The 25,953-nt window shown below is 51.5% G+C and carries 24 protein-coding genes and 2 riboswitches; of the genes, 20 read left to right on the top strand and 4 right to left on the bottom strand.

The features are described 5' to 3' along the window. Positions 1-57 precede the first annotated feature (57 nt). From JOD01_RS13530 to JOD01_RS13450, 17 genes are all read left to right on the top strand, one after another. On the top strand, positions 58-1,329 hold the full coding sequence (locus JOD01_RS13530) for a dihydrolipoamide acetyltransferase family protein (RefSeq protein ID WP_204518865.1): 1,272 nt from the start codon (positions 58-60) through the stop codon (positions 1,327-1,329). 11 nt (positions 1,330-1,340) lie between these two features. Beyond that, on the top strand, positions 1,341-2,720 hold the full coding sequence (lpdA, locus tag JOD01_RS13525) for a dihydrolipoyl dehydrogenase (protein WP_204518864.1): 1,380 nt from the start codon (positions 1,341-1,343) through the stop codon (positions 2,718-2,720). Between the two features lie 88 nt (positions 2,721-2,808). Next, positions 2,809-4,266 (top strand): alpha-ketoglutaric semialdehyde dehydrogenase GucD, encoded by a 1,458-nt coding sequence (gene gucD / locus JOD01_RS13520; RefSeq protein ID WP_204518863.1) that lies wholly within the window; start codon positions 2,809-2,811, stop codon positions 4,264-4,266. Between the two features lie 167 nt (positions 4,267-4,433). Beyond that, positions 4,434-5,741 carry an MFS transporter gene (locus JOD01_RS13515; RefSeq protein WP_204518862.1) on the top strand — a complete coding sequence of 436 codons (1,308 nt, stop codon included), beginning with the start codon at positions 4,434-4,436 and terminating at the stop codon, positions 5,739-5,741. Further along, positions 5,725-6,708, top strand: coding sequence for a helix-turn-helix transcriptional regulator (locus JOD01_RS13510; RefSeq protein WP_204518861.1), 984 nt, complete (start codon positions 5,725-5,727; stop codon positions 6,706-6,708). The genes JOD01_RS13515 and JOD01_RS13510 overlap by 17 nt, the downstream gene beginning before the upstream one ends. A gap of 70 nt (positions 6,709-6,778) precedes the next feature. Next, complete coding sequence (locus tag JOD01_RS13505) at positions 6,779-8,008, top strand: hypothetical protein (protein WP_204518860.1); 1,230 nt, start codon at positions 6,779-6,781, stop codon at positions 8,006-8,008. Between the two features lie 42 nt (positions 8,009-8,050). Further along, positions 8,051-8,737 carry a YjjG family noncanonical pyrimidine nucleotidase gene (locus JOD01_RS13500; RefSeq protein WP_204518859.1) on the top strand — a complete coding sequence of 229 codons (687 nt, stop codon included), beginning with the start codon at positions 8,051-8,053 and terminating at the stop codon, positions 8,735-8,737. A 139-nt stretch (positions 8,738-8,876) separates the two neighbouring features. Beyond that, positions 8,877-9,458: a bifunctional transcriptional activator/DNA repair enzyme AdaA gene (locus tag JOD01_RS13495; protein ID WP_204518858.1), complete on the top strand. Its 582-nt coding sequence runs from the start codon at positions 8,877-8,879 to the stop codon at positions 9,456-9,458. After that, complete coding sequence (locus JOD01_RS13490; RefSeq protein WP_204518857.1) at positions 9,455-9,958, top strand: methylated-DNA--[protein]-cysteine S-methyltransferase; 504 nt, start codon at positions 9,455-9,457, stop codon at positions 9,956-9,958. The genes JOD01_RS13495 and JOD01_RS13490 overlap by 4 nt, the downstream gene beginning before the upstream one ends. 56 nt (positions 9,959-10,014) lie before the next feature. Beyond that, positions 10,015-10,125, top strand: a riboswitch (SAM riboswitch). Positions 10,126-10,273: 148 nt separating this feature from the next. Then, positions 10,274-11,827: an ABC transporter substrate-binding protein gene (locus JOD01_RS13485; RefSeq protein WP_204518856.1), complete on the top strand. Its 1,554-nt coding sequence runs from the start codon at positions 10,274-10,276 to the stop codon at positions 11,825-11,827. Between the two features lie 210 nt (positions 11,828-12,037). After that, positions 12,038-12,613, top strand: coding sequence for a DNA-3-methyladenine glycosylase I (locus JOD01_RS13480; RefSeq protein ID WP_204518855.1), 576 nt, complete (start codon positions 12,038-12,040; stop codon positions 12,611-12,613). Positions 12,614-12,673: 60 nt separating this feature from the next. Next, the gene (locus tag JOD01_RS13475; protein WP_204518854.1) at positions 12,674-13,249 is read left to right on the top strand and encodes a TetR/AcrR family transcriptional regulator; all 576 of its coding nucleotides are present in this window, start codon (positions 12,674-12,676) and stop codon (positions 13,247-13,249) included. Positions 13,250-13,296: 47 nt separating this feature from the next. Then, positions 13,297-14,232 carry an NAD-dependent epimerase/dehydratase family protein gene (locus JOD01_RS13470; RefSeq protein ID WP_204518853.1) on the top strand — a complete coding sequence of 312 codons (936 nt, stop codon included), beginning with the start codon at positions 13,297-13,299 and terminating at the stop codon, positions 14,230-14,232. Positions 14,233-14,253: 21 nt separating this feature from the next. After that, positions 14,254-14,703 (top strand): OsmC family protein, encoded by a 450-nt coding sequence (locus tag JOD01_RS13465; protein ID WP_204518852.1) that lies wholly within the window; start codon positions 14,254-14,256, stop codon positions 14,701-14,703. A gap of 34 nt (positions 14,704-14,737) precedes the next feature. Then, positions 14,738-15,094, top strand: coding sequence for a nuclear transport factor 2 family protein (locus JOD01_RS13460; protein WP_204518851.1), 357 nt, complete (start codon positions 14,738-14,740; stop codon positions 15,092-15,094). A 127-nt stretch (positions 15,095-15,221) separates the two neighbouring features. Then, positions 15,222-16,133 carry a hypothetical protein gene (locus JOD01_RS13455; RefSeq protein WP_204518850.1) on the top strand — a complete coding sequence of 304 codons (912 nt, stop codon included), beginning with the start codon at positions 15,222-15,224 and terminating at the stop codon, positions 16,131-16,133. Between the two features lie 121 nt (positions 16,134-16,254). Then, positions 16,255-18,450, top strand: a complete 2,196-nt coding sequence (locus JOD01_RS13450) for a DNA topoisomerase III (RefSeq protein ID WP_204518849.1) — start codon at positions 16,255-16,257, stop codon at positions 18,448-18,450. Positions 18,451-18,508: 58 nt separating this feature from the next. Here JOD01_RS13450 and JOD01_RS13445 read toward each other — a convergent pair whose 3' ends face one another. Both JOD01_RS13445 and JOD01_RS13440 read right to left on the bottom strand, forming a co-directional pair. Next, positions 18,509-19,525 (bottom strand): acyltransferase family protein, encoded by a 1,017-nt coding sequence (locus JOD01_RS13445; protein ID WP_204518848.1) that lies wholly within the window; start codon positions 19,523-19,525, stop codon positions 18,509-18,511. Positions 19,526-19,843: 318 nt separating this feature from the next. Continuing rightward, positions 19,844-20,440: a TetR/AcrR family transcriptional regulator C-terminal domain-containing protein gene (locus JOD01_RS13440; RefSeq protein WP_204518847.1), complete on the bottom strand. Its 597-nt coding sequence runs from the start codon at positions 20,438-20,440 to the stop codon at positions 19,844-19,846. Between the two features lie 228 nt (positions 20,441-20,668). Between JOD01_RS13440 and JOD01_RS13435 the strand changes: the two genes are divergently transcribed. Then, a complete protein-coding gene (locus tag JOD01_RS13435) occupies positions 20,669-21,331 on the top strand; it encodes a tetratricopeptide repeat protein (protein WP_204518846.1) in 663 nt (220 codons plus the stop codon). 86 nt (positions 21,332-21,417) lie between these two features. Here JOD01_RS13435 and JOD01_RS13430 read toward each other — a convergent pair whose 3' ends face one another. Both JOD01_RS13430 and JOD01_RS13425 read right to left on the bottom strand, forming a co-directional pair. Next, the gene (locus tag JOD01_RS13430; protein WP_239565446.1) at positions 21,418-22,101 is read right to left on the bottom strand and encodes a CAP domain-containing protein; all 684 of its coding nucleotides are present in this window, start codon (positions 22,099-22,101) and stop codon (positions 21,418-21,420) included. A gap of 4 nt (positions 22,102-22,105) precedes the next feature. Then, positions 22,106-22,287, bottom strand: a riboswitch (cyclic di-AMP (ydaO/yuaA leader). Positions 22,288-22,337: 50 nt separating this feature from the next. Beyond that, positions 22,338-23,633, bottom strand: a complete 1,296-nt coding sequence (locus JOD01_RS13425; protein ID WP_204518845.1) for an MEDS domain-containing protein — start codon at positions 23,631-23,633, stop codon at positions 22,338-22,340. 173 nt (positions 23,634-23,806) lie between these two features. On the opposite strand from JOD01_RS13425, the gene JOD01_RS13420 reads away from it, so the two are divergent. Together JOD01_RS13420 and JOD01_RS13415 are read left to right on the top strand one after the other, a co-directional pair. Further along, on the top strand, positions 23,807-24,580 hold the full coding sequence (locus JOD01_RS13420) for a Cof-type HAD-IIB family hydrolase (protein ID WP_204518844.1): 774 nt from the start codon (positions 23,807-23,809) through the stop codon (positions 24,578-24,580). 33 nt (positions 24,581-24,613) lie between these two features. Beyond that, entirely contained in the window at positions 24,614-25,876 is a 1,263-nt protein-coding gene (locus tag JOD01_RS13415; protein WP_204518843.1) for a stalk domain-containing protein, read from the top strand. Positions 25,877-25,953: the final 77 nt, after the last annotated feature.

Raw genomic sequence — 25,953 nt, 5'->3', positions numbered from 1 at the left:
TCCTCCCCATTGCCCGGAGGGGTGTCCTGCAAGAACAACCAAGGAGGGGTTGCATAGATGGCAGCGGAAGTGATCATGCCCAAACTGGGAATGTCGATGGTGGAAGGAACCGTGCTTCGCTGGAGAAAACAGGTCGGCGAGCAGATTGCCAAAGGCGAGGTGGTCGTCGAAATCAGTTCGGAAAAAATCGAAATGGAGGTCGAGGCGTCGGCGGATGGCAAATTGCTGGCCATCACTGTCGCGGAAGGAGAAGCCGTCCCCTACGGAACGGTGCTCGGCTACATCGGACAGGATGGAGAGAAGATCGAAGCTGCGCCTGCCGCTGTGGCGGAACCAGCGAAGGAGCAGGCAGCAACGCCGCCGGTTACAAGTGAGCAAGCAACGCCGGCAACGTCGGCACCGGCGGCAAGAGGCAGTCATGTGAAGATTTCGCCGGTCGCCAAAAAAATGGCGGAGGAGGCCGGACTGTCGCTTGACTCCCTCACCGGCACGGGGCCACAAGGACGCATAACGAAGGAAGACGTGGAAAAGGCGCTGGAAAACCGGGCGGCTGTTGCGGGTGAACCGCCTGCTTCGGGTGCTGGTGCTCCTTCCGCCGCTGGCGCCGATGCGCTTTTTGACCCGGGAGCGGTCGAGAGCAGTCAGGTGGTAGGGATGCGCAAGGTGATTGCTGCCAGGATGCTGGACAGCTTGCGGCAGAGCGCCCAATTGACGATGACAGCGAAGGCGGACGTAACCGAGCTGTTATTATGGCAACAGCAACTGGCGAGCGAACTGCAAAAACGGCAGGAAGGCAAGCTTACCTTGACCGACTTTATTGCCCGAGCGGTTGTTCTGTCGCTGAAAAAACACAAACAGATGAACAGCGCCTATTTGACGGATGGCGCAGAAGCGCGGATTGAAACATATGGCCACGTTCATTTGGGGATCGCTGTCGCCCTTGAGAAAGGATTGGTTGTCCCGGTAATCCGCTACGCCGAGCGGCTCAGCCTGCTTGATTTGTCCAAGGCGCTGAAAGCGCTGAGCGAGCGCGCCCGCAGCCAGCAGTTGACGGGTGAGGAGATGAAAGGGTCGACCTTTACGATCAGCAATTTGGGCCAATTTGGTGTGGAATATTTTACGCCTATTCTGAATCCGCCGGAAACCGGAATTTTGGGCGTTGGCGCTGTCGAGGCAGTTCCCGTTTACCGCGGAGAGGAGTTGCAACGCCGCAGTCTGCTGCCGCTCAGCTTGACGTTCGATCACCGCGTGCTGGATGGAGCGCCCGCCGCGCAATTTTTGGCCGGCGTCAAGGAGTCTTTGGAAAATCCGTATAGTCTGTTGCTGTAAGGAGGAGAACCGTGGGAACTGTAGCGATTATTGGCGGAGGACCAGCCGGTTATGTGGCGGCGATCACGGCTGCTCGCCTTGGCGAGCAGGTGACATTGATCGAAAGTCAGCAATTGGGAGGCACCTGTCTGAATGAAGGATGCATCCCGACGAAGGCGCTTTTGGAGAGCGCGGAAACGTATGCAAAGGTGAAGCAGGCCGCAGCTTTCGGGATTACGGTCGCCTCCGAAGGCGTGACGGTCAATTGGCCAGGCGTTCAGCAGTACAAAAACAAGGTGATGAGCAAACTTGTCCTTGGGGTGACCTACCTGATGAAAAAAAACAAAGTGCAGGTCATCAAGGGCAAGGCAACCTTCCTGACAGACAATCGCTTGCAGGTGAAGCAACCGGACGGCGAGCAGGAGCTTATCGCTGACCGAATGATTATTGCCACAGGTTCCCAACCGGCCGAGCTGCCCTTTGCCCCGTTTGACGGGCAATGGGTCATCGACAGCAGCCAGGCCATGTCATTGCCGGCCATCCCAACGTCGCTGCTGATTATCGGCGGCGGAGTGATCGGTTGCGAGTTTGCCAGCATATACAGCCGTTTGGGAACGAAGGTGACGATTGTTGAAATGGCGGAACAAATTTTGCCGGGCGAAGACCGCGACATCGCCGATCTGTTAGCAGGACAGCTGAGTGCGGCGGGCGTCACCATTTATACCGGAACGGCGCTCAGCCGTTTGGATAACGCGGCGAAGGCGGCTGTGCTGCAGACGAACAGCGGGATGGTCGAACTACGCGCCGAGCAAGTTCTCGTCGCCATCGGCCGTAAACCGCGCGTAAACGAACTCGGACTGGAACGGATCGGCGTACAATATTCGGCGCGCGGAATCGAGGTCAACGGACAGATGCAGACAACGGTTCCCCATATTTATGCTTGCGGGGATGTGATTGGCGGGATCCAGTTGGCCCATGTTGCGTTCCACGAAGGAGAAGTGGCTGCGCGCAATGCTTGCGGCCAAAAGAAGACGGCGGCATATCACGCCGTTCCCCGCTGTATTTATACCGCACCGGAGATCGCCAGTGTCGGGCTTACCGAAACACAAGCCAGAGCGAAGCATGGAGACGTCCGGATTGGCGAGTTTCCGTTCTCGGCGAATGGAAAAGCGCTGATTCTTGACGAACCGGTCGGCAAAGTCAAAGTAATTGTCGAGCCCAAGTTCCATGAAATCGTCGGTCTGTCGGTTGTCGGCCCGCGCGCGACGGAGTTGATTGGCCAAGCAGCGCTCATGCTGCATGCGGAGATGACCACCGATGCGCTGGAAAACGGTATGGCTGCCCACCCGACCCTGTCGGAAGCGCTGCTGGAGGCTGTGCACAACGCCACCGGCCAGGCTATCCACGGCTGATCCAGCAGCCGTCCTTCGCGCGTGAAAACTCGTCTGCTAAACGCCAAGTCTCACTCATAAGATAGGTAACAGGAGGTGGCAGATTGTCATGAGTCAAAACGTTTTGAACTATATCAACGGCAATTGGGTTGGATCGAGCAGCGGAGTGGTTTTACATAGTATAAACCCCGCAAACATACATGAGCGAGTCGGAACTTTTCCGGACTCTTCGGAAGCGGACGTCGATCGGGCCGTCGCAGCGGCAAAGGACGCCTTTCTTCAATGGAAGGCGCTTTCTCCGATCAGCAGAGGGCAATTTCTGCACCGGGCAGCCGACTTGCTGGAGCAACGGGTCGAGGAAATTGCGCTAACCGCAACCAAAGAAATGGGCAAAACGTTGGCCGAAACAAGAGGGGAAGTGTTGAGAGGGGTCGCGATTCTCCGCTACTATTCGCAAGAAGGCTCAAGAAAAGAGGGGGACGTCATTCCATCGGCCGACCGGCGGAATCTGCTGTATACGCAACGGGTGCCGCTCGGTGTGGTCGGGGTGATTTCACCGTGGAATTTCCCCATTGCCATCCCGCTTTGGAAAATGGCCCCCGCCTTGATCTACGGCAATACGGTTGTGTTTAAGCCCGCGGCGGAAACCTCCATTACCGCCGCAAAAATCGTCGAAGTTTTCGCCGATGCACAACTGCCGGCAGGAGTTTTGAATCTGGTGCATGGTTCGGGCACGACAGCGGGAGCGGCAATTGTCCGGCATCACGGAGTTCAGGCGATCACCTTTACCGGTTCCAATCAGGTGGGCAAACAAGTGGCGGCGGAAGCGGCTGCGCGCGGAGCAAAATTCCAGCTGGAAATGGGCGGGAAAAATCCGGTGATCGTGCTGGAAGACGCCGATTTGGAGTTGGCGGCCGAACTGACGGTAAGCGGGGCGATGAAGCACACCGGCCAAAAATGCACGGCGACGAGTCGTTGCTTTGTGCATCGTTCCGTTTATGAGCCATTCAAGCAAAAAGTGTTGGCGAAAGTGCAAGCGATCAAAGTCGGCTCCGGACTGGAGGAAGGCGTCTACATGGGACCGTTGGCATCGCAAAAACAGTTCGAAAAGGTCATCAGCTACATCGAACAAGGGAAAAGAGAGGGGGCCGCTCTGCTATACGGCGGGAAGGCGCTGGAGGAAGGCCCCTATCAACATGGGTTCTTTGTGCAGCCAACCGTATTTGAAAATGTCAAAAACGAGATGGTCATTGCCCAGGAAGAAATTTTTGGCCCGGTTTTGTGCTTGATCAAGGTCGACAGTTTTGAAGAGGCGGTGGAACAAGCCAATGCTACCCGCTTTGGCCTGGCGGCATCGTTGTTTACCCGGGATTTGGCCAAGGCGCTTGCTTTCGTCGAAAAAATTGACGTCGGCATGGTAAAAGTAAACGGCGAAACGGCCGGCGTGGAACCGCAGGCAGCGTTCGGGGGGATGAAAGACTCCAGCTCTCTCTCTCGCGAACAAGGGCAAGCCGCGGTCGAATTTTTTACAACCCTCAAGACCGTAACGATTACGCCGACGCCTTAAAGAGCAAGGAAAAAGAATATATACCGGACACGTCAAAGCAGCCTCTGTCATCAATACAGCCTGCACGCAAAAGAGGGTTTCCCATGGAGAGAGCGTATTTTACATGTAACACGGATGGCGGGGAGCGAATTGTGTCCCCGCTGTGAGAAAAAGGATGGGAGACAGCAATGAACAAAACGATCCACTACGCATGGGTGGCCCTGTTTTTGACATTTTTGGCTTTATTGGCGGTCCAAGGGGTCCGGCTTTCTTTCGGAGCTTTTATCCAGCCTTGGGAAGAGGAGTTCTCGGTTGACCGCGCAACGATCTCGCTCCTTTCCATGGGGAGCTTTATCATCTACGGGGTGTCGCAGCCTGTTGTCGGGAGACTGATCGATCGATACGGAGTTCGCAAAATTCTGTCGGTTAGCATCTTGCTCGTCGGGCTGGGCATCTTGTTGACCCGCTTCGCCACCTCCTCCTGGCAGTTGTTTGCGCTTTATGCAGTGATCGCTTCGCTCGGTGTTGGCGGGGCGTCCAATGTCGCCGCGACGGTGATCATTACCAACTGGTTTCAGACGAAAAGAGGACTTGCTTTCGGGATAATGGAAGCGGGGGTTGGCGTTGGGCAAATGCTGCTCGTGCCAGCTTCGCTTTTTTTTATCGATTGGTTTGGCTGGAAACAGGCCGTGCTGGTTCAGGGCCTATTCCTGCTGGTGCTTGTGTTTCCGGTTGTTCTGCTTTGGCTGCGCAACAAACCGGCGGAAAAGCGCTTGCAGCCGTTGGGAGCAGAGGAAGCAGCGGCGAGACGACGAGCGGATGGAACCGAGGAATCGCCGGAAAAAGGAACGGCAGCGCGGACGGAAACTGTTCCGGCATGGCGCGTTTTGCGGATGAGGCAGTTTTGGTTCCTGCTGCTTCCGTTTTTTGTTTGCGGCATTACGACGACCGGCTTGATGGATACGCATCTGATCCCCATTTCGCACGATCATGGCTTTTCCACGGAAGTAACCAGCGCTGCCGTCAGTTTGCTCGCCGGCTGCAATATCGTTGGCATTCTGATTTCGGGAATCGTCGCCGACCGCTGGAGCAGCAAAAAATTGCTCTGTTTGTTGTATGGAACACGGGCGATCTCGATTGTCATCCTAATATACAGTCACGAACCGCTCTTGCTGTTGGCATTTTCCGTTCTGTTTGGCTTGGTTGATTTTGCCACGGTCGCGCCGACCCAATTGTTGGCGACACAATATTTCAAACGGTATTCGATCGGCTTCATTCTCGGCTGGTTGTTCCTCAGCCACCAGCTTGGCTCGGCATTGGGCGCCTATTTGCCCGGAGTCTTGTACAGTCAGACGGGAAGTTACCAGCTCTCTTTTATGGCGTCCATCCTGTTGCTGATCGGCGCTTTTCTGCTCAATCTGCTGCTGCCGGAACCGGAACAAGTGAACCAAACGGCAGCGGTTTCGGCGGAGGCATCCGATGGGCCGGCTCGGTAGCATGCTGAAGCTTTGGATGATCTTAAAAAACCATTCCGAACAAAATCCGATCGGGGTGGAAGCTTTAAGCAAACATCTGGAACTCAAACCGCGCATCATCCGCGAGTACATCCGGATTTTACAGGATGAAGGCTGGGAAATCGGGACAAAACGAGGCCGGTACGGCGGATATTTCCTGACCCGTCAATCGCAATACCATCGGCTGATGCCGCTCATCGGCCTTACCCGGGAGGAGCAGTTGGCGTTGTACTTGGCTCGAAATGAGCTCGCCGCCAACAAAGCCGACTATCTCGAGGAGATCGACCAGTCGTTTGCGAAAATTTTTCAGACGGCCAGCTTGATGAATACGCTTGGCTACAACGGTGATGACCGCCATGTCATGTTCCGGATGGGGCCGATGGAAAAGCTGTCGGACACAGACAAGAACCATTATTGGCAGATATACCAAGCGGTGTTGGCACGGCACAAGCTGAAAGTGTATTATCATCCCGTCAGTCGCAAGCCAAGCTGGCGATTGATTCAACCTTATGCGATCTGGAAGCATCAGCATGTTACGTATGTACGGGCATTTTGCGAAAACAGCAACCGACTGTTGACGTTCAAATTAAACCGGATTGGCCAACTGGAGAACTTGCCTGAGTCGTTTGAGCGGCTGCATTCCTACGATCCGCTGGCGGATATTTCCGGCCGGATTGGCGTGTCTGACGACGAGGTGATCGACCTCAAACTGCGCTTGATCGGCTGGGAAGCGCGAGCCATTTTCGAGCAAACTTGGGGGGGCGAATACGGCATTGAACCTTGTCCCAGCGGTGAAGGGGTAATCTTTACCGCTCGATTGAAAGGGAAAGAAGACGTGAAGCGCTGGATTCTCGGTATGGGGCGGGAAGTACAAGTAGTCGAACCGCTTTCTTTGCGGGAAGAATTACGGGAAGAACTCGAAGAGATGCGCAAAAATTTTTCAATCTGACAAAATAGTGCCTAAATGCGCGGTACATTCGAGTTAACAAAAATTCTGCCGAAAAAGGGTGGTTATCGACATGATGATTTGCGAATACGCCAATGAACAGCATTTGGTAACAGAATTTATCCGCTATACGCACAAGCGCAAACTGTGCCTGGCCAGTGGCCAAGCTCTCTCACTGTTCGTTTGGGGACATGAATTGTGGTTGCCCGAAGGCGGGAAAAAAGGTTATACGGGAGCGATCGATTTGCTGGCAACGGACGAGACGGGAAATGTCTGGCTGATCGAAGCGAAACAAAGCGCCAATCCCGAATTGTCTCCTCTAATCTGGGAAAACCAGATTGTCAATTATCGAAGAGGGCTTGCCCGGCGAACGCCTGAGGAAGTCTCGCTGAAAACGAGACGCTTTTTATTGAATAAAGGAGAGCTGGGATTGGCGCATCCGTTTTTGTCTCCCGACTGCGACAGTTTGCTGGAAGCTTTTTGCAGCTGGGCTGATCATCAAGGGATGGATCGAGCGATGGGCAGTTGGCTGTACAATCAGACGATGAAACAGATTGCCAACGAAACGGTCATCAGCGCAGTCATGGCCGACACGTTTCGCAAAGATGTTTGGGAGGGACGGCCCGCTGACGATAAACCGTACGGCTATATCGTAGTCGAAGGAAGAGCGGAACAATTCCAGGCGACCGCCGTAATGACCGGAGATCGATTCGCCGCTGTGACGGACAACGATTACGGTGCGCAGGCAAAAAGTTGGACGGAGCTGGTTCACGAGAAGAGACGGGTAAAACCGACGCCAGAGACGGTCGGTCTCTATTTGGCTCCGCAAATTCAACCGCTTTATCTCTCCTGTCTCGATCAGCTGCGCTTGCTTAACTGGGATGGCCGGTACAAGTCCAATACGAAAGCGTTCATTGTCGATATGCCGACGAAGTACGGTGTGCCGATCCGGATTCATCTCGGTTGGGTCGATTTCGATGCCAGTTTTCCGATTGAGCATCGATTGCCGGGGGAGTTGGGGTTGAAGTTTAATATCGATTTTCGCCATTTCAAAAACAGCCAGGACGAACAACTGCAAGCGACAGGCTATCGATTGGCCAAACGGTTGGCTGAAAAAGCCCGTTACAATGGACGCGGCAAAGGACTAAACATCCAGTACCGAGAGCTGAGTGCAGCGGAAAAAGCGGACTGGGATTGGGAAATGTACAGACGGGTTGACCATGAAAATCGCGACTATCTAGGAAGGTCGGAAGAGATAAAGGATTTTGCGGAGGCATGGACATTTTTGAGTGAAATATGTTAAATCTAATTAAACAAAACTGGCATCGCAAAAGGAGAGAGCATCTTGGGCAAATACAAAACATTGCTGTTTGACGCAGACGACACGTTGCTTGATTTTCGCGCAGCGGAAGACGAGGCTTTGCGCTCGCTGTTTGCCGAGCAAAACATTACGTTGACCCCGGAAGTGAAGGCGCGTTACCAGCAAATCAATCAAGGGCTCTGGCGGGCGTTTGAGGAAGGCAAGATCGATCGGGAGGAAGTATTGAATACCCGCTTCGCCCTTTTGTTCAAAGAATGGGGGCAAGAGGTGGATGGTGCGGTGCTGGAAGAGAGCTATCGCCGTTACCTGGAGGATGGCCATCAACTGATCGAAGGCGCGCTCGAACTGATTACGAGCCTGCAAGACAAATACGATCTGTATATTGTGACGAACGGAACATCCGGCACACAGCACAAGCGTTTGCGGGCTTCCGGATTATTCCCGCTGTTTCAAAATATCTTTGTTTCCGAAGACACCGGTTTTCAAAAACCGATGAAGGAATACTTCGACTATGTTTTTGCCCGCATTCCGGGGTTCTCCGTTGAACAAGGGCTGATCATTGGCGATTCGCTCAGTTCGGACATCAAAGGGGGAAATCTGGCCGGTTTGGACACCTGCTGGTTTAATCCGACGCAGAAACCGAATGAGACAAGCATCGCCCCCACTTATCAAATTCGCAGACTGAAAGAGTTGTACGAGATATTGGTGTAGGAGGCAAAGCTCATTCGACCCTAACAGCAAGAAAGAGGATGTCAGGACGGTAATTCCTTTGCTAAAGTGATGTTCAAAGCTGGTTTTTGGAAGCTGACGAACCGGCCGATACTGATGCAGGAAAAGGAGGAGCCTGGCGATGGCAGATCCCCAGCTTGACTTTGCGGAACTGTGGGAGATTTTTGTTTCCTGTGACAGTTCCTATGATCATCTCTTTTATGCGGCGGTTACGACGACGAAAATTTATTGTCGGCCGTCCTGCAAATCCCGTAAGCCGAAACAAACAAACGTGCGGTTTTATCGCACCCGTGCGCAAGCGGAGCAAGCCGGTTTTCGCGCCTGTAAACGGTGCCGGCCGGACTGCGACCTTTCGCCGCAGCTGGAGCTTGTTACGGATGCGCTCGAATATTTAATGAAACATTATCGGCAAAAGCTCGTTTTGCAGGATATCGCCGAGGCGGTTGGCGTCAGCCCATATCATCTCGAGCGTTTATTCAAACAGACGACCTCCCTGACGCCGCGTCAGCATTTGGAGAAGATCAGGGTGGACAAGGCGGCCTATCTGTTGAAAAAAAGCAAGCGCAGCAACTTGCAAATTTGCTACGAGGTCGGCTTTCAGAGCCCGTCCAATTTTTATAAGGCGTTTCGCCGCTTGAAACAGTGTTCACCTGCAGCTTATCGCAAGGAACATGCGGAACGTGAGGAGGTCGTTGGCGGTTGAATGCGTTCTATCAACTCGATTATTTGTCGCCGATCGGTACAATCAACGTTTGCGGAACAAGGGAGGCGGTCTGGTCCGTGGCGTTCTCTGAGCGGCCCGCAAGCGGTTTGGCGGGGCAGTCGGATGTCCCGCAAGTTTTACGAGATTGCGTAACCGAATTGGAAGAATATTTTCCCGGCAGACGACAAACCTTTACCGTCCCGCTTGCGGTGGAAGGAACCGCTTTTCAGCGGGAAGTCTGGCAACTGCTGCAAACGATTCCTTATGGGGCGACGTCCTCCTATAAAGAAGTGGCGGCGTTGCTCGGAAGCAGCCGGGCCATCCGCGCGGTCGGACGGGCCAATGGCCGCAACCGCTTGGCTTTATTGATTCCTTGCCATCGCGTCATTGGCGCTGACGGCAGTTTAACGGGCTATGCGGGAGGTTTGTGGAGAAAAGAGTGGCTGCTTCAACATGAACAAAAATGGCAACAATCAATAAACAGTTTCGACAGATGTTGACAAAAGTATAATAATGCACTAATATTTTCAATAGTGATTTAAAAAATGAATATTGTTTCTTATCCAGAGAGGTGGAGGGACTGGCCCGATGAAACCCAGCAACCACTAGCGGAACAGGCTAGAAGGTGCTAATTCCTGCAAAACAGCTTTGTTTTGGGAGATAAGAGCGGAGTTTACATACAAGCTTCCTCTTATGCGGGAAGCTTTTTTTATTCGTTTCTCTCCAAAACTGGATGCGCAGGGAGTGAGTTGTTGCAGGCATAAAGCAAAGTATTCAGATCTGAAAAAATGAAATTGAAAGTAGAGGAGACATCTATGTTCACACAAAAAGTACGTTTAAGTTTGTTTACGACGATCATGGCCGGGATGCTTGCCGTGACCGGATGCGGAAATCAGTCGCCGACCAGTACCGCTGGCGATGCGCCAAAAGCTGAGACATCTGCCGCACAGGAACAAGTGCTGAATATCGGTTTGAAGTCCGATCCCCCGAGCCTCGACCCGGCGCAATCAAGCGCAACGGTGGACCGCATGGTGCAAAACAGCATTTATGATAAACTGTTCGATTTGGACAAGGACGGCCAGATCGTGCCGGTGCTTGCTGAGTCTTACGAGGTTTCCGAAGACGGCAAGACCTATACTTTGAAATTGCGGCAAGGGGTAAAATTCCAGGACGGCACCGATTTTAACGCGGAAGCGGTGAAATTTAACCTCGATCGCTATAAAGAAGAAGGTTCAAAACGTGCCGGAGAAGTGAAGATCATCAACCAAGTAACAGTAGTTGATCCGCTGACCGTGAAAATCGAATTGTCCCAGCCGTTTGCCCCGTTCATTTCCGTGCTGACTGACCGCTCCGGCATGATGGCTTCGCCGGATGCTGTGAAAAAATACGGAAAAGACTACTTGAATCACCCGGTCGGAACAGGTCCGTTTGCTTTTGTTGAGCACGTCACCGGAGACCATGTTACATTGAAGAAAAATGAACAGTATTGGAACGGCGACGTAAAACTCGACCAAGTCAATTTTAAAGTGTTCACCAATGGTACCGCAGCGGTACAAAACCTGCGCTCCGGCGTATTGGATATGATCGACAGCGTGCCGACCAAAGAAATTAAAGGCTTGCAAGACAGCGGCTTTAATGTGGTCACAGAACCAAGCATGGGCTACTTCGGGTTTTATCTGAACATGTCCAAAGAACCGTTTACCAACAAATTTTTGCGTCAAGCGGTCGACCGGGCGATCGACCGGGAGGCAGTGGTGAAAGTGCTGATGGAAGGTTATGCCGAACCGGCGAATTCGCCGTTCTCTCCCGGCAACCTCGCTTATGGCGATTTCGATAAAGCAAGCAAGCCAAATCCGGAAGAAATCAAGAGCCTGCTGCAACAAGGCGGCAAGCCGGAAGGGTTCACCTTCAAGCTGCAAATTGGCACTTCTCCAAAAGAGGAACAATTCGGCGCGATTGTGCAAGGTATGTTGAAGCCGTACAACATCAATGTTGAACTGGAGAAAGTAGAATTTGGCGCATTGCTTGACAACGAAGTCAGCGGCAACTTCCAGGCGCTGGCGCTCGGCTGGTCCGGACGTCCTGACCCTGACCAAAACTTCTATGATTTCGTTGTAAAAGGCGCTCCGTACAACGTTTCCCGTTTTGATAACGACAAATTGGGCGAATTGGCTTTGCAGGCCCGGGTTGAACTGGACCCAGCCAAACGGAAACAACTGTATGGTCAAGCGATGGAGATCATGCACGACGAAGCAGGATATGTGTATGTTTACCATGAAGCAAACTTGATCGCGATGTCCAAAAACGTCGCCGGCTTTACCTACGTTCCGGACGGCATTATCCGGACGGCGACAATCGAGAAAAAGTAAAAAGAAGCGGCCTGCATGGCGTGAAAAAACGGCCGTTTATACGACATAGACAAATTTGTCTGCAAACTGGCGCTTCCGTTCCCAAAGAACGGAGGCGTTTTTTTGTCGGAAAGATGAGGAGCGGTTGCCCTGTTCAGGCCGGCAAGGTTGTCTAGTCCGCGGCGTTATTTTATAGTTACGGTAACGAAAGGAAACAGGAGGAGAGCAAGCATGAACCGATGCGGCTGGGTCAATCAGGATCCGCTTTATATCGATTACCACGACCGGGAATGGGGAGTGCCGGTTTATGATGATCGGCTGTTGTTTGAATATTTGAATCTGGAGGGAGCGCAGGCAGGCCTAAGCTGGTATACGATCTTGAAGAAACGGGAAAATTACCGCGCCGCCTTTGATCAGTTCGTTGCCGAGAAAATCATAAACTATGACGAGCAAAAGATCGAAGAACTGATGCAAAACCCGGGAATTGTGCGAAACCGGCTGAAAATCCGGGCGGTGATTGCCAACGCCCACGCCTATTTGCGGGTGTGCGAGGAATGGGGTTCGTTTAGCCGTTATCTCTGGTCGTTTGTCGATGGCAAGCCGATTCAAAACAACTTTGCCTCAATGAGCGAAGTGCCGGTGACAACAGACATCAGCGACAAGTTAAGCAAGGACTTAAAAAAACGAGGCTTTAAATTTGTCGGCTCGACTATTTGCTATGCCTTTATGCAAGCGGTTGGCATGACCAATGACCATCTGATCGGCTGTATGTGCCATCCGGAATATACGGCCAACATTGACAAATGAACTGGAAAATTTTATAGTCAAGTTAATTGAACGATGGTTAATTAAATAAAGGAGTAAATCATGGCACCCAGAAAAGCTGTTGCGCAAGAATTAACCAGAGAAGCGATCATCGATGCGGCGAGAGGTTTGTTCCAGGAGAAAGGGTACCAAAACCTCTCCATGCGGCAGATCGCGCAAACTTTGCAGTATAGCCACGGTGCGCTCTACTATCATTTTAAAAATAAGGCGGAATTGTTTTATGCGATCGTAAAACAAGATTTTTCGCTGCTTGACGACACTTTGGACCAGATTTTAAGCCGGCAGCTGGAGCCGAGCGAAAAGCTGCGCCGCGTGTTGCTGGGCTTCATCGAGTTTGGTTTGACGCACCGGAGTCATTACGAGATTATGTTTTTGATACGGGACAAAGAGATTCAGGAATTTGTCGATGATGGGCCCAGTCACAGTTATGAAAAGTTTGCCAAAGCGGTTCAGTCTTTGTCCAAAAACCGATTGGGCATTCAAACTATCTGGTCATTGTTTTTGGCATTGCACGGTTTTGTCACGCATTATTGCCGCAATCAGCAATCATACGAAGAAGTCCGGTCCATGGCGGAATACCATGTCGAGTTTTTGCTGAAGGGCTTGCTTCACGAGTAGTTTTTTTAGAGATTTATTGAACGGTGGTTAATAATAGGGAGGGTCAGATGAAGAAAGCTTTGGTATTGGGAGCTACGGGGAGCATGGGCTATGCGCTTGTCCAGGAATTGGTGAAGCGAAATGTCGAGGTGACCGCATTTGCCCGCGGGGAAGAAAGGCTGCGCGCTTTTTTTGCCAATCAAAACGGCGTCACCCTTTTTCCGGGCGATATGTTTCATCCGGACTCGTTGGATCAAGCAGCCGCGGATGCCGATGTGATTTTTCATGCGGTCAATTTGCCTTATGGCCAATGGGAACAAAAATTGCCGCTGCTGACCGATCGTCTGCTCGCTGCTGCACAAGCAACCGGCGCGAAACTGGTCGTCGTCGATAACGTTTACGCGTATGGCCGCAGCAATGGACAAAAAGTCACGGAGGAGACGCCCAAGCAGCCGGCCAGCAAAAAAGGAAAGATTCGTTTGCAGCTTGAGCAAACGATCAAGCAAAGCGCGGTTCCTGCCTTAATCGCCCACTTTCCCGATTTTTACGGCCCACACGCCGGCAATACGCTGCTCCATTATACGATGCAAGGCATTCTGTCGGGAAAGAAAGCTTACTTTGTCGGGAATCAACAGATCGAACGCGAGTACATCTATACGCCGGACGGAGCGAAGGCTTTGGTTGAGCTGGCGCTCCATGATTTCGCCTACGGCCAAAACTGGAACATACCGGGGAGCGGGGTAATTTCCGGAGCGGAGATTATCCGGATTTTGCGGGAGGCGAGCGGGTATCGCCGGCGGGTGGGTACCGTTACCAAGCCAATGCTTCGTTTCCTTGGGCTCTTTGACAAAATGATGAGCGAAATGGTCGAAATGATGTATTTGACCGAACAGCCGGTGATTCTCAGCGGCGAAAAGTACGAAAAGTTCATTGGAAAAGTGCCAATGACCGCTTATCGGGATGGTATCTTGCAAACATGGAACTGGATGACGGCGCGGCGCTGAGCAATGGAAGGGAGACAAACCATGAGCAGAAAAATCGATGTTCGTGCGGTTTGGGGCGGCAAACGGCGGTTTGAGGCTTGCGGCCCGACCGGTCATCGGGTGATCATGGATGCTGATGCGACATATGGCGGAGAAGGCAAAGGGAACAGCCCTGTCGAATTGCTTGTCATGGGGTTGGCCGGTTGCATGGGCATCGATGTGGCGCTGATACTGGAGAGAATGCGGCTTGTTTGCGAACACCTGGCGATCGATGCCACCGGTTGGCAAGGGGGTGAGACACCGCATGCGCTTGAACGGATTACGCTTCGGATTGACGTATCCGGAAAAATCCCGCCGTCCCGATTGCGGCAGGCAGTCCGACTGGCCAAGGAGAAGTACTGCACGGTGTCCGCTTCTTTGCTTGCGGCAATCGACTGTGAAATTTACTTGAACGGCACGCTTGTTGCAGAAGCAGTGGAATCCGCCGACTGACCATCACTACAAAAGAGAACAGGGAGGATATTACATGGCACATCAGGAAAGAGCGGAAGAAGTGGTTCAACGCCAGTTGGACTTTTATAACAAGCAGGATTTGGACGGATTCGTCTCAACGTACGCCAAAGAGGTAGAGCTGCTGGAACATCCAAGCGGTCAATTGCTGGCCAAAGGAGAGGCCGCCTTGCGCGACCGGTACGCCAAGATGTTTCGGGAAAACCCGAACAATCATGCCGAAATCAAGAATCGTACCGTATTTGGCAACTATGTCATCGATTTGGAAGAAGTGACGGGACGGGAGAATCGGGGGCCGTTCCAGGCGTTGGCGATCTATGAGGTAAAAGAGGGACTGATCAGCAGGGTCTGGTTTTTGCGTGAGGAAGCATAAATAAGCGAAAGGGCGGCAGTTGGCAAGTGCTGGTTATACAAAACGGGCCGTTTGCGAATCCTAACCAATGACCATGCCGCACCCGGATCAGGTTGAAGCATGAGTTTTGGCAGAAGGAGTGCTTACTGTGAATAGGACCTTGCAAAAAAAACTCGGACAAATCCTGTCGCTGGCAGCAATCGTCTCGCTGCTGGCCGGAAACGGACCGGCGATTGCCGCCAAAGGGGAACCGGCGCGTCAGAACTTTCAGGTTGGACAACCGCTCCAGGCCCCCGGCATAACGTTGCCGCAGGGAACCGTTATCGTCGAGGTGCAGCGCGCCGATGTGACCGGCGATCGTGTCCCGGATGACGTGTTGCTGGTTGGCAAACCTTTGTCGGACAACCCATCCTATTATCGCCCGCTGAGTGTAGTCGTGCGGGACGGAAAGAGCGGCCAATTCTCTGCTCTTCCCGACACGCGGACTGGCCAGTATTTGGCTGGTTACGAGCCGTCGATGTTTATCGGTGACTTTAGCGGAGACAAAGTTGGCGATGTGATGGTGACAGTAGCAACCGGAGGCAGCGGCGGCACCTCCAACCACTTGATCGCCACCTGGACAAGCGGCAAGCCGTCGGTCATTTTTGGGGAGCAGGAAAATCAGGGGCTGAAAATCACCGGCAAGTATTTGGACGGTTTTAAGGCTGAATTGTACAGCCCGGTATTGGACAAAAGTTTTCTTGTCGATGTCAGCGGATTGAAAGAACAGTATATTCAGGCCAAGGTGTACGACGCTAGCGGCAAATATATATATCGCGATCCGAACCGGGGGAATCAACGCAATGCGGCCGATATTTTTTCTGATCCATTTTCCGTGCTCACGCCGACGGATGTGAATCAGGATGGCGTATACGAATTAAGGGGAATGCAAAGTGTCTGGGGCCCGTTCCACGTGCTGACCTTTACGCAAGTGGCTTCAACTTGGGCTTATCGAGGCGGAAAATGGCAAGTCACTGATGCGCAATATACGCTAACGTATCCGATCACCGCCGGGAAATGAACGACCAGGGAAGAACGTCGCTTGTACGAGCGGCGTTTTTTGTTTTCTTTCCCTGCCGCAAAACCTTATAATAGATAGATACGCAAGCACGAACGCACCAGCGAAATGGAAGGATGTTATGATGAGCAAAACCTTGGTATTGGCAGAAAAACCGTCAGTCGGCAAGGACATTGCCCGCGTTCTCAACTGTACCAAAAAGGGAAACGGTTTTTTTGAAGGAGATCAATATATTGTCACATGGGCGTTGGGCCATCTTGTGACCTTGGCAGATCCGGAGGCATACGGCGAGCAGTACAAAACATGGCGGTTGGAGGATTTGCCGCTGTTGCCCGAGCGGCTGCAGCTGGTCGTGATCCGGGAGAGCGGCAAGCAGTTTCAAATCGTCAAAGCGCAGATGACGCGCAAAGATGTTAACCAAATCGTCATCGCCACTGACGCCGGCCGGGAAGGAGAATTGGTGGCGCGATGGATTATCGAGAAGATTCAGTTGAAAAAACCGCTGAAACGCCTGTGGATTTCCTCCGTAACCGACAAGGCGATTCGCGATGGCTTTCAGAAGCTGCGGGACGGCAAGGCTTATGAAAATTTGTACGCCTCGGCCGTTGCCCGCGCGGAAGCGGACTGGCTGGTCGGGATCAATGCGACCCGGGCCTTGACCTGTCAACACAATGCCCAGCTCTCCTGCGGCCGAGTGCAGACGCCGACACTAGCGATTATCGCCAAGCGGGAAGAAGAGCGAAACAACTTTGTTCCCAAGACATATTACCGCATCACCGCATCCAGCGGCAGCCTGAAACTGTACTGGCAAGACGCCAAATCGGGGGAGACCCGCATCTTTGACCAGCAAAGAGCGGAGAAAATCGCGAAGGCGGTCAAACAGCAAAGAGCGGAGATCATCGAGGTGCACAAGGTGCTGAAGAAAAGCTACGCCCCGCAGCTGTATGATTTGACCGAGCTGCAGCGAGAAGCTAACAAGCGCTTCGGCTTTTCGGCAAAGGAAACTCTGTCGGCGATGCAAAGCCTGTACGAACGCCATAAAGTGCTGACGTATCCGCGGACGGATTCCCGCTATTTGTCATCCGACATCGTCGCGACGCTGCCGGAGCGGATCAAGGCGTGCAGTGCCAAGCCGTATGCCGCGATTGCCGCGAAAGTGATGAAACAGCCAATCAAAGCCAACAAATCGTTCGTCGATGATCAAAAAGTGTCAGATCACCATGCAATCATTCCGACGGAACAGCGTGTATCGCTGACAGACCTGTCCGATCGGGAGCGGAAGATTTATGATTTGGTCGTGAGGAGATTTCTCGCCGTCCTGCTGCCGCCGTTTGAATACGAGCAGACGACGATCAAAACGGCACTCGCCGACCAGTTGTTTGTCGCCAAAGGCAAGATCGTGATCGCCCAAGGCTGGAAAGAGGCTTATGAAGAGGCGCAAGAGGATGAAGGGGACGCGGACGAGATTCGCGAGCAACTTTTGCCGAACGTAAGCAAAGGCGAGATATTGCCGATCACCGGTGTCAACCTGGCCACAGGAGAGACGCAGCCGCCGGAGCTGTTTACGGAAGGAACATTGTTGTCTGCCATGGAAAATCCCGCCCGCTACATGGCCGAATCATCCAAAGAGCTGGCCCGGACGCTCGATGAAACGGGCGGACTTGGCACCGTGGCCACCCGGGCGGATATTATTGAAAAGCTGTTCAAAAGCTTTTTGATCGAAAAACGCGGCAAATACTTGACGATTACCTCGAAGGGCAAACAACTGCTGGAATTGGTGCCGGCTGATTTGAAAACCCCTGCGCTCACGGCAGAGTGGGAGCAAAAGCTGGCCGCGATTGCCAAAGGGCAATTGGCGAAGGACGCTTTTCTGCGGGAGATGCGAGGATACGCCAAACAGGTTGTGCTGGAGATCAAGAACAGTCAGCATAAATTTAAACACGACAATCTTACTCGCAGCAAATGTCCGGAGTGCGGCAAACTGCTGCTGGAAGTCAAAGGGAAAACCGGGAAAATGCTCGTTTGTCAGGATCGGGAGTGCGGCTACCGCAAAACAGTGGCCCGCACGACCAATGCCCGCTGCCCGCAATGCCACAAACGGCTGGAATTGCACGGCGAGGGAGCCGGCCAAACGTTTGTCTGTCAGTGCGGCTATAAGGAGAAGCTGGCTTCCTTTACCGAACGGAGAGCCAAGGAGAAAAGCGGCAAACTGTCTCGCAAAGAGGTGGCCCAGTACTTGAAGAAGCAGGAACGGGAAGCGAATGAACCATTAAACCCGGCGTTGATGGAGGCTTTATCCAAACTGAAATTCGACGAATAACACGGAACCCTGTTTAAACACGAGTCAAATGTGTTCAAACAGGGTTCTTTTCCATGCGTCACGCTTGTACGGAGGTGACAGACTGGCTGGTTCGGTTTCTTTTCATCAGGCGGACAATGGTCAAGGCAAACACACAGGTGGACAAATACGTTACGGCCAGGCCAGTCAAGGTCAGCCAAACATTGTCGTAGATCCACTCCAGATCTCCGCCGAATTTTTCCGCAAATCGGTTAAACATGGTGATAAACGCGGAGTGAAACAGGTAGATGAAGTAAGTGAACCCCTTGCGGAAGGCTATCGGCAACCGATCGACTATGCGTTGCCCCAAAAACAGCATGAGCAAAAACGAAAGAGCAGTAGCCAGGACAAACCGCAGATGAACGGCAACATACATCGTGTCCGATAAAACAAACAACACCGCGCTGAGCAAAACGAGGCTCGTTCCCCCGGCTAGCAACAGCGGCTGCTGCAGGCAGGCGAACAATTTTTCGCGATACCAATACAGCGTATGCCCAAGATAAAAGGTAAAAATCCAGGTTGGCAGAAAGTGGCGGGTCGTCAACCCAAGCCACTCGTGATGCAACACATGGATGTAAAGATACTGCATTCCCATCAACGGCAGGAGCCAGTAAACGATATTGCGTTTTGTGATGAGATTGCGAAACAGATAGGCAAACAAGTAGTACTGGAATAACATAAAAATATAGTAAAGATGGCCGCCGGTTTTCCCCAGCAAAATATTGAGAAAAGCCGGCAGATCTTTCGGCAGTCCGCCAAACAGCAAATAATGATACAGAATACCCGCCAGTACAAACGGGACAAAAATAAATTTGATTTTGCCCATGATATAAGGAGCGAACCGCGGTTGCTTCCGGTCGAAGGAGTAGGCGGTGATAAATCCGGTAGCGATCGTGAGGAGCACAGTGCCGTAACGACTTAGTTGATTCAGGGCAAGAATCCAAAAATGATCGGTATAATTAAGCGCAGAAGCTGTATAGTGGCCGACCACTACCAAAAAAGAAGAGATCAACTGGATCAAAAATACCGTCTTCAATATCTTCTTTTCTGTGGGCATGATGGATCTTCTCCCATCCGAGATTTTTGCTTCTTTTAACAGGATAGCGTGCATTTTTTAAAAATACATGAGAGCGGGCGGGAGTGCAAATGAGATTGGTACCAATCGAGGAGCTTGTTGGAACTCTCTGTTGGTGCCATCTGCCTATAAATTACCGCAAAAAAGACTGTCCAATGGACAGTCACTGTTTGAATGCAGAGCAGTATGTTGCAAAAAAAAGCGGCTTCTCCGGCCGGAGCGTCTTCCGCGGCCGCGATGAGCGATGCGGCCCGAAGAACCGGCCGTTGGCTAAACATGGAGTCACTTTGTCTTTCCGCCTCAGACTGATGATGGGGCGGTTCCGGCCAAGCTTTTTGCCCGGCTCAAGGTAAACAATTGGGAAGCCATATATTCCGGCGGGTAGGGCATGCCGTTTTCAAGCCACCATAAAATAACGCCAAGATAGGCTGAGGTAATATAACGGATCGTGATTTCTTTGGGAACATCGGAACGGTTATCATGTTTCGAACAGTTCTCCAGCAGCGATTGGAAATAAGTTTGAAACAGTTGTGTCATCGAGGCCATGAACCCGGGAAACCCTCGCTTGCCGAGCATGACCGCATAAAAATCGGCATGTTCGGCGACGTGTTCAAAGAGTGAGATTAAAGCGGTCGCGCCAACGGGCTGATGAGTCGCCAGCGAGCGCAACCTCTCTTCCAGAGAGGACAGCACTTCAGCCATGCTATGGTCCAGCAAATCTTGTTTGTCGTGATAATGCAAATAAAAAGTGGCGCGATTGACGGTAGCCCGATCTGCCAAGTCTTGCACCGTAATCGCGTCGTACCCTTTTTCGTTGATCAACGTGATGAGCGCTTCTTTTAGAAGCTGTTTCGTCCGGATGATCCGCCGATCGATATTCTGGCCCTTGACTGTCACTCTGCACACCTGCCCAAAAAAATAAGTCATAATGAACGAGAATAGCTTCATTATCGTGAACTGTCTCGTATCTGTCCAATGAGTTTATCTAATAGAATATTACAGAAACTTAAATGCTGTCAAATAATTTGCTCATTTCAAAACAGAATGGCAGATTTGGAGGTCAACCGCAGTTGTGGTACGATTACCAGAAAGAAACACGTCATTTGACAATGCGAGGGGATTGGCATGGGCAAGTTTTTCCTTTTTTCGTTGTTGTTTTGGCTGACAGGCAATCCATTTTTGGCGATAATTTTGTTGCTTGTCATCTTGTACTTGGTCGACTTGCGATATGTGCGCCTGCTTCCCAATTGGTTCAGGCCAATTCAGCTTAACAATCGCTTGTCGAAATTAAAGCAAAGCTTAAAGGTAAATCCGCATGATACCTCGGCCAAACTTGAAACTGCCCGTATTTACATGGAGAAGAAACAGTACGATCAGGCTTTGACCTATCTGGAAGGAATAAAGGAAACGTTGCATGATTCCGCCGAGTTTTTGGCTGATTACGGCATCAGTTTGTTAAAGACGGGGCGCATTGCCGAAGGGGAAGAACAGATTCGGCTCGCGTTGGCGCGAAACCCCCGCGTGAAATATGGCGAACCTTTTCTTCATTTAAGCCAGGCATTCGCCCACCGCGATACGGCAAAAGCGTTGAGCTATTTGGAGAGCTTGAAGCAGCTGCATTCTTCATCGGTGGAGCTTTTTTACAGAATGGGACAGCTTTATTTGGAGCTGCAGCGAAAGGATGAGGCCAAGGCCGCCTTTCGGGAGGCGATTGAAGTGTACAACGGACTTCCGAAATACAAGAAACGGCAGGAGCGGCGTTGGGCGCTGCTGTCGCGAATGAAATGAACAACTGCGGAGAAAGAAAAAAGAATAAACAAACATGCAGCCGGCTCGCGAGCGGCTGCATGTTTTGTGTTTTAGGCAGTTGCTTCTCAACGGCTCTTGGTGAATTCTTGCACCCAGTAGCCGTTATAGTAAGCGACGCCGATTTTTGTATAGTTGGCATTGAGGATGTTGGCGCGGTGACCCGAACTGTTCATCCAATCTTCCATTACTTGTTGCGGGGAGCGCTGCCCCATGGCAATGTTTTCGCCAGCGTAAGAATAATTAATTCCATATTGTTCCATCATCTCAAAAGGTGAGCCGTATGTCGGGCTGTTATGATCAAAATAATGGTTGTTTGCCATATCTTTCGCCTTGTCTGTCGCCATCGCCGACAACTGGCTGTCCATTTGCAAAGGTTTCAGACCTGCTTTTGCCCGCTCTTGATTCACCAGGTCAGCTACCTGGCTGGCAAAAGCACTGACGGACGCAGTTTGCTGCTGAGTTTGCTGTTGTTGTGGCTGCTGGGACTGCTGTTGCTGTTTGGCTGGAGTGGAATAAACCTTGGCGGGAAGATTCAGCCGCATTCCAGGATAGATCCGATTTACATCTGTCAATTGCGGATTGGCAGCAATCAAGCTGTTCAAGGATAAGCTTTTCTTTTGGGCAATCTTGAACAACGTATCATTAGCCTGCACTTTGTAAGTAGCAGCAAATGCAGACGTGGAAAGACTCGCTACGACAAGCGTCAGCGTAAGGGCGGCAAGTGATTTTTTCATGCTGTTTTTTTTCATTGGGTTCACTCCTTTTGTTTGTCCTACGAGGTTAGTTGTCGGATTCGGATTGAGGATACAACCCTACGCTCAAAAGCGATTCACCCCAGTTGCAACGGCCGTTTACTGACCGCGGCATCGAAAAGCTGTCCCCCGCACTTCCGCAAATCTATGGGAGATTGATGGAAGTTTCGGCAAACTAAGGATAGCAAAGATTGGCGGTGCAAAAAATATGAGATTGCTGGAAATGAACACAACTAGATGGGGAGCAAAACGGTAAATGTCGTCCCGACATACAGTTGACTGTCTACTTCAATTTCGCCTTCAAAATTCTCAATCAATTTCTTGACCATGAACAAGCCAATTCCTTGCCCGCTTTTCTCTTCGTTTATTTTCCCGTACTTGCGGAACAACATATTTACTTGTTCCTGATTCATGCCAATCCCGTTATCTTCGACAATCATCGTCAAATGTTTGTCGGTTGCGTATGCAGTGAACCGGACGGTGCCGCCTTCGTCGCTGTATTTGATCGCATTGCTTAACAAATTGGAGACAATCAATTTGAACCCGTTGGCATTGCAGCGGAGCAGCAAATTGACGGGAAGGTCCAGTTTGACATCCAGGTTGATATTTTGTGTGCGCGCTTTTACCCGCATCACCGACAATACTTCCTCCAGGAGTGATTCGACCAGGATGACTTTCTTGCGCCATAAAGCTTCGGAAGTCAGCATTTCCTCCGTATTGATGATATGGGTCAACTCATTGTCAATCAACTTGACGTAATCAATGATAGCTTCCAGTTTTTGTATGGCTTCGGGGTCTGTTTCTCTGGCCAGCAGCAAGCTGGCGTAAGCGCGGATGACCGTTAAAGGATTGCGTACTTCATGGGAAACCACGTGAACGAAATCGAGTTTTTGCTTGTACAAATCCATTTCCGTGTCGATTTTCGATTGCACGGAGAGGGAAGGGAAGGTTGTCTGGGACAGCTTGTTTTTCGGATACAAGTTGGATAAGACAAGTTCATGATCGGTCATCAAATATTCATGGGAGCGCATCATTTCAATCTGGATCGCCGCTGGAACGGAGGTGCCATCGTATGCACATACCGTCAAAAAACCGAGATCGCTAATCGTTATGTCACACTGAGACTCGTAGCTATGCAGTTTTTTTAAGATGCCTGGCTGATCGACCCAGTCGACGTGCCCCCAAAGTCTGATCGGGATAGCTTCACTGATGTAAGGATTGATCGCGTTGTTGAGGTTAAGCAAGACTCTTTCGAAATGGAAGTCCCCGTACATTTCATAAAAGTGATAATGATCGATGTATTGCAGCTTGTCCTGATGAGGCCCCAGGGACTCTCCCAATTGGTCCAGGATCAATTGGTACCTTTCCGGGCTGTCGATAAAGATGACGTGTTGCCCCATTTGGATTCCGCTCAGGATAAATGAGGAGGCGTTTTCAACATAGCCTTGCAAATCATTGTAAAAATACAAAATGTGGGAACCGGTGGTAATGTTGATCTTGCTTGTTAACGGAATGCTTGCGATACTCAATGACAAAATCCTCCCTCATAAGCCAAGGTTTGCGACACCCTTTTTCGCGATAACGCGATAATAAGTAAGATTTTAACATCTTGCTAATTTTTCCTGTTATAGTGGGTAAAATTTTGTATGTCATGCTATGATAAAGGCTGATCAGGCAAAATGAGGGGGAGAGGAGAAAAACCATGGCATACAAAATTGTGTTTTTTGATGTAGATGGAACTTTGTTGGACCAGCAAAATCAGATCCCGGAGGATACCAAGCAGGCGGTTCGCCAACTTCAGCAGAAGGGAATCAAGGTCTCTCTGGCCACCGGCCGCTCGCCATATCACTCCGCCGGCATTGCAAAAGAGTTGGAGATTGACACGATGGTTACGTTTAACGGTTCGCTTGTGATCGATAAAGGGGAGATCATCCACAGCACCCCGTTGCAAAAGGATGAGATGAACCTGTTGCAACAACTGGCCGATCAAAATAATAAACCGCTCGTTCATTTGGGTGCGGAAGTTTGCTATGCAACCGAACTTCATCCCGATGTGAGCGAAACGTTCCGCTACTTGGGCTTAACCCCGCCGCCGGCTCAGCAAGATTACTGGAAAAACTTCGATGTTTATCAAGCGTTTTTATATTGTGGAGCGGATGAGGAAGAGCAGTACCGTGAGCTGGTGGGCAGGGTGACCATTCACCGTTGGCATCCAAAAGTAGTAGACATCTTGCCTTTGCATGGATCAAAAGCGCGCGGCATTGAGGCTTTGCTGCGTCACTACGGCATCTCCAGCACAGAAGCGGTTGCCTTTGGCGATGGTCTGAACGACAAGGAGATGCTCCAATATGTCGGCATGGGAGTCGCCATGGAAAACGCCAATCGCGAACTTCTGCCCTACGCCAACTTAGTGACCTACCGGATGGATCAGGGCGGCATCACTTTCGCTCTGCAAGAATTGGGACTGATCGATTAATGACAGAGAAAAGTTTTTGAGGGGAGACCGGTTATGCAACAGATGATACGACGAATGCTATGTTTTCTGCTTGCCTTGACCGCCATCATAACCGTACACGGCGCCGGCTCGGCGGCCCAGGCTCGTCCAACCATTTTGCTGGACGGTTTTCCGCTCGCTTTTCCCGCCGATCCGGAAATTATCGACGGCTATACAATGGTGCCGTTCCGTGCCGTAGCGGAAGCGATGGGCGTAACCGTGAGCTGGAATGAAGCCAATAAAACGATAACAGCGGTTAAAGGGACCGGACAAGACAGGAAAACGGTTATGATGCAAATCGACAATCCGGTCATCACCGTCGACGGCAGTCCGGTAACGCTGCCGGTCAAGCCGATTCAGCGCGGCGGACACAGCCTGATTCCGCTCAGCTTTTTCAGCAAGCAGTTTGGCGCGGAAGTAAGCTGGGACGAAGCGACCCGCACGGTTTCGATTGTTTCACCGCCAGCCGATTTGTATAAAATGGCTTTTTATGCGATCTCCTCCTTTTCCGAGCGCTCTTATATTGACCAGTTTGATTCGGTGGCATTTGGCTGGAGCCGGATTGCCGAAGACGGCTCCTTGACGGTTGACGGAAAAGATTTTTACTGGCCGCAGCCGGCAGGAGAAGTGACTCCGGAATCGCTTGTCCAGAATGCGGCAAATGCCGGGACCGTCCCTTATCTGATGGTGTTTGCGGTTGACGGCAGCGGAGAGTTGAGCCGGCTGCTGGCTGATTCCTCGCTGCAACATAAGGCGATCGACGAAATGATCCAGTTGGCCAAGGAAAAGAAATTTGGCGGGCTTGTGCTTGATTTTGAAGGATTGGGGCTTGGCGGCGATCCCGGTCAGGCAAAACAGCGTTACAGCCAGTTTGTCCAGGCATTGGCCCAACGGACAAAAGCGGCGGGCCTGCAGCTGTCGCTTGTGCTTCATCCGCTGAATGGCGCCTACCAAGGATATGATTACGCCGTACTGGGCAAGCTTGCCGATGACTTGATCGTCATGGCGTATGCCTATGAAAACGAAACGCAGCCGGAACCGTTGGCAAAAGTAAACGAGGCGGTCCAACTGGCGCTTCAGCAAGTGCCCAAGCAAAAGCTGATTCTGGGAATTTCCATGGGCAGCGAGAATGAGCAATCGATCGCCAGCAAAATCGGTATTGCAAAAAGGTACGGATTGAAGGGAATTGCCATCTGGCGGCTTGGTTTGCTGGGGCAGCCGGCCTTTGAGCAGCTGGAAAAGAGCGCGGGAAGCAAAGCGCTCCCGGCGTCCCGCTGATTCAAATGGCATGGAAAACGGGGAAAATAGCACAATCTGAAAGTGCTGGCATGGATCACAAAATGTTGCTATAATTG

Origin of the sequence: Brevibacillus fulvus (genome assembly GCF_016908525.1) — a bacterium.
In the GTDB taxonomy this organism is placed as follows: domain Bacteria; phylum Bacillota; class Bacilli; order Brevibacillales; family Brevibacillaceae; genus Brevibacillus_G; species Brevibacillus_G fulvus.
Note: the sequence above shows the minus strand (reverse complement) of the source record. Positions and strands in the feature narration are given on the sequence as shown.

Excerpts from the sequence above, each read along its gene's own strand:
- JOD01_RS13465 (WP_204518852.1), top strand. The coding sequence starts at position 14,254 with ATGAGCAGAAAAATCGATGTTCGTGCGGTTTGGGGCGGCAAACGGCGG.
- JOD01_RS13435 (WP_204518846.1), top strand. The coding sequence starts at position 20,669 with ATGGGCAAGTTTTTCCTTTTTTCGTTGTTGTTTTGGCTGACAGGCAAT.
- JOD01_RS13415 (WP_204518843.1), top strand. The coding sequence starts at position 24,614 with ATGCAACAGATGATACGACGAATGCTATGTTTTCTGCTTGCCTTGACC.
- gucD (WP_204518863.1), top strand. The coding sequence starts at position 2,809 with ATGAGTCAAAACGTTTTGAACTATATCAACGGCAATTGGGTTGGATCG.
- JOD01_RS13485 (WP_204518856.1), top strand. The coding sequence starts at position 10,274 with ATGTTCACACAAAAAGTACGTTTAAGTTTGTTTACGACGATCATGGCC.
- JOD01_RS13470 (WP_204518853.1), top strand. The coding sequence starts at position 13,297 with ATGAAGAAAGCTTTGGTATTGGGAGCTACGGGGAGCATGGGCTATGCG.
- JOD01_RS13450 (WP_204518849.1), top strand. The coding sequence starts at position 16,255 with ATGAGCAAAACCTTGGTATTGGCAGAAAAACCGTCAGTCGGCAAGGAC.
- JOD01_RS13460 (WP_204518851.1), top strand. The coding sequence starts at position 14,738 with ATGGCACATCAGGAAAGAGCGGAAGAAGTGGTTCAACGCCAGTTGGAC.
- JOD01_RS13430 (WP_239565446.1), bottom strand. The coding sequence starts at position 22,101 with ATGAAAAAAAACAGCATGAAAAAATCACTTGCCGCCCTTACGCTGACG.
- JOD01_RS13515 (WP_204518862.1), top strand. The coding sequence starts at position 4,434 with ATGAACAAAACGATCCACTACGCATGGGTGGCCCTGTTTTTGACATTT.
- JOD01_RS13475 (WP_204518854.1), top strand. The coding sequence starts at position 12,674 with ATGGCACCCAGAAAAGCTGTTGCGCAAGAATTAACCAGAGAAGCGATC.
- JOD01_RS13530 (WP_204518865.1), top strand. The coding sequence starts at position 58 with ATGGCAGCGGAAGTGATCATGCCCAAACTGGGAATGTCGATGGTGGAA.
- JOD01_RS13510 (WP_204518861.1), top strand. The coding sequence starts at position 5,725 with ATGGGCCGGCTCGGTAGCATGCTGAAGCTTTGGATGATCTTAAAAAAC.
- JOD01_RS13505 (WP_204518860.1), top strand. The coding sequence starts at position 6,779 with ATGATGATTTGCGAATACGCCAATGAACAGCATTTGGTAACAGAATTT.
- JOD01_RS13480 (WP_204518855.1), top strand. The coding sequence starts at position 12,038 with ATGAACCGATGCGGCTGGGTCAATCAGGATCCGCTTTATATCGATTAC.
- JOD01_RS13445 (WP_204518848.1), bottom strand. The coding sequence starts at position 19,525 with ATGCCCACAGAAAAGAAGATATTGAAGACGGTATTTTTGATCCAGTTG.
- JOD01_RS13495 (WP_204518858.1), top strand. The coding sequence starts at position 8,877 with ATGGCAGATCCCCAGCTTGACTTTGCGGAACTGTGGGAGATTTTTGTT.
- JOD01_RS13420 (WP_204518844.1), top strand. The coding sequence starts at position 23,807 with ATGGCATACAAAATTGTGTTTTTTGATGTAGATGGAACTTTGTTGGAC.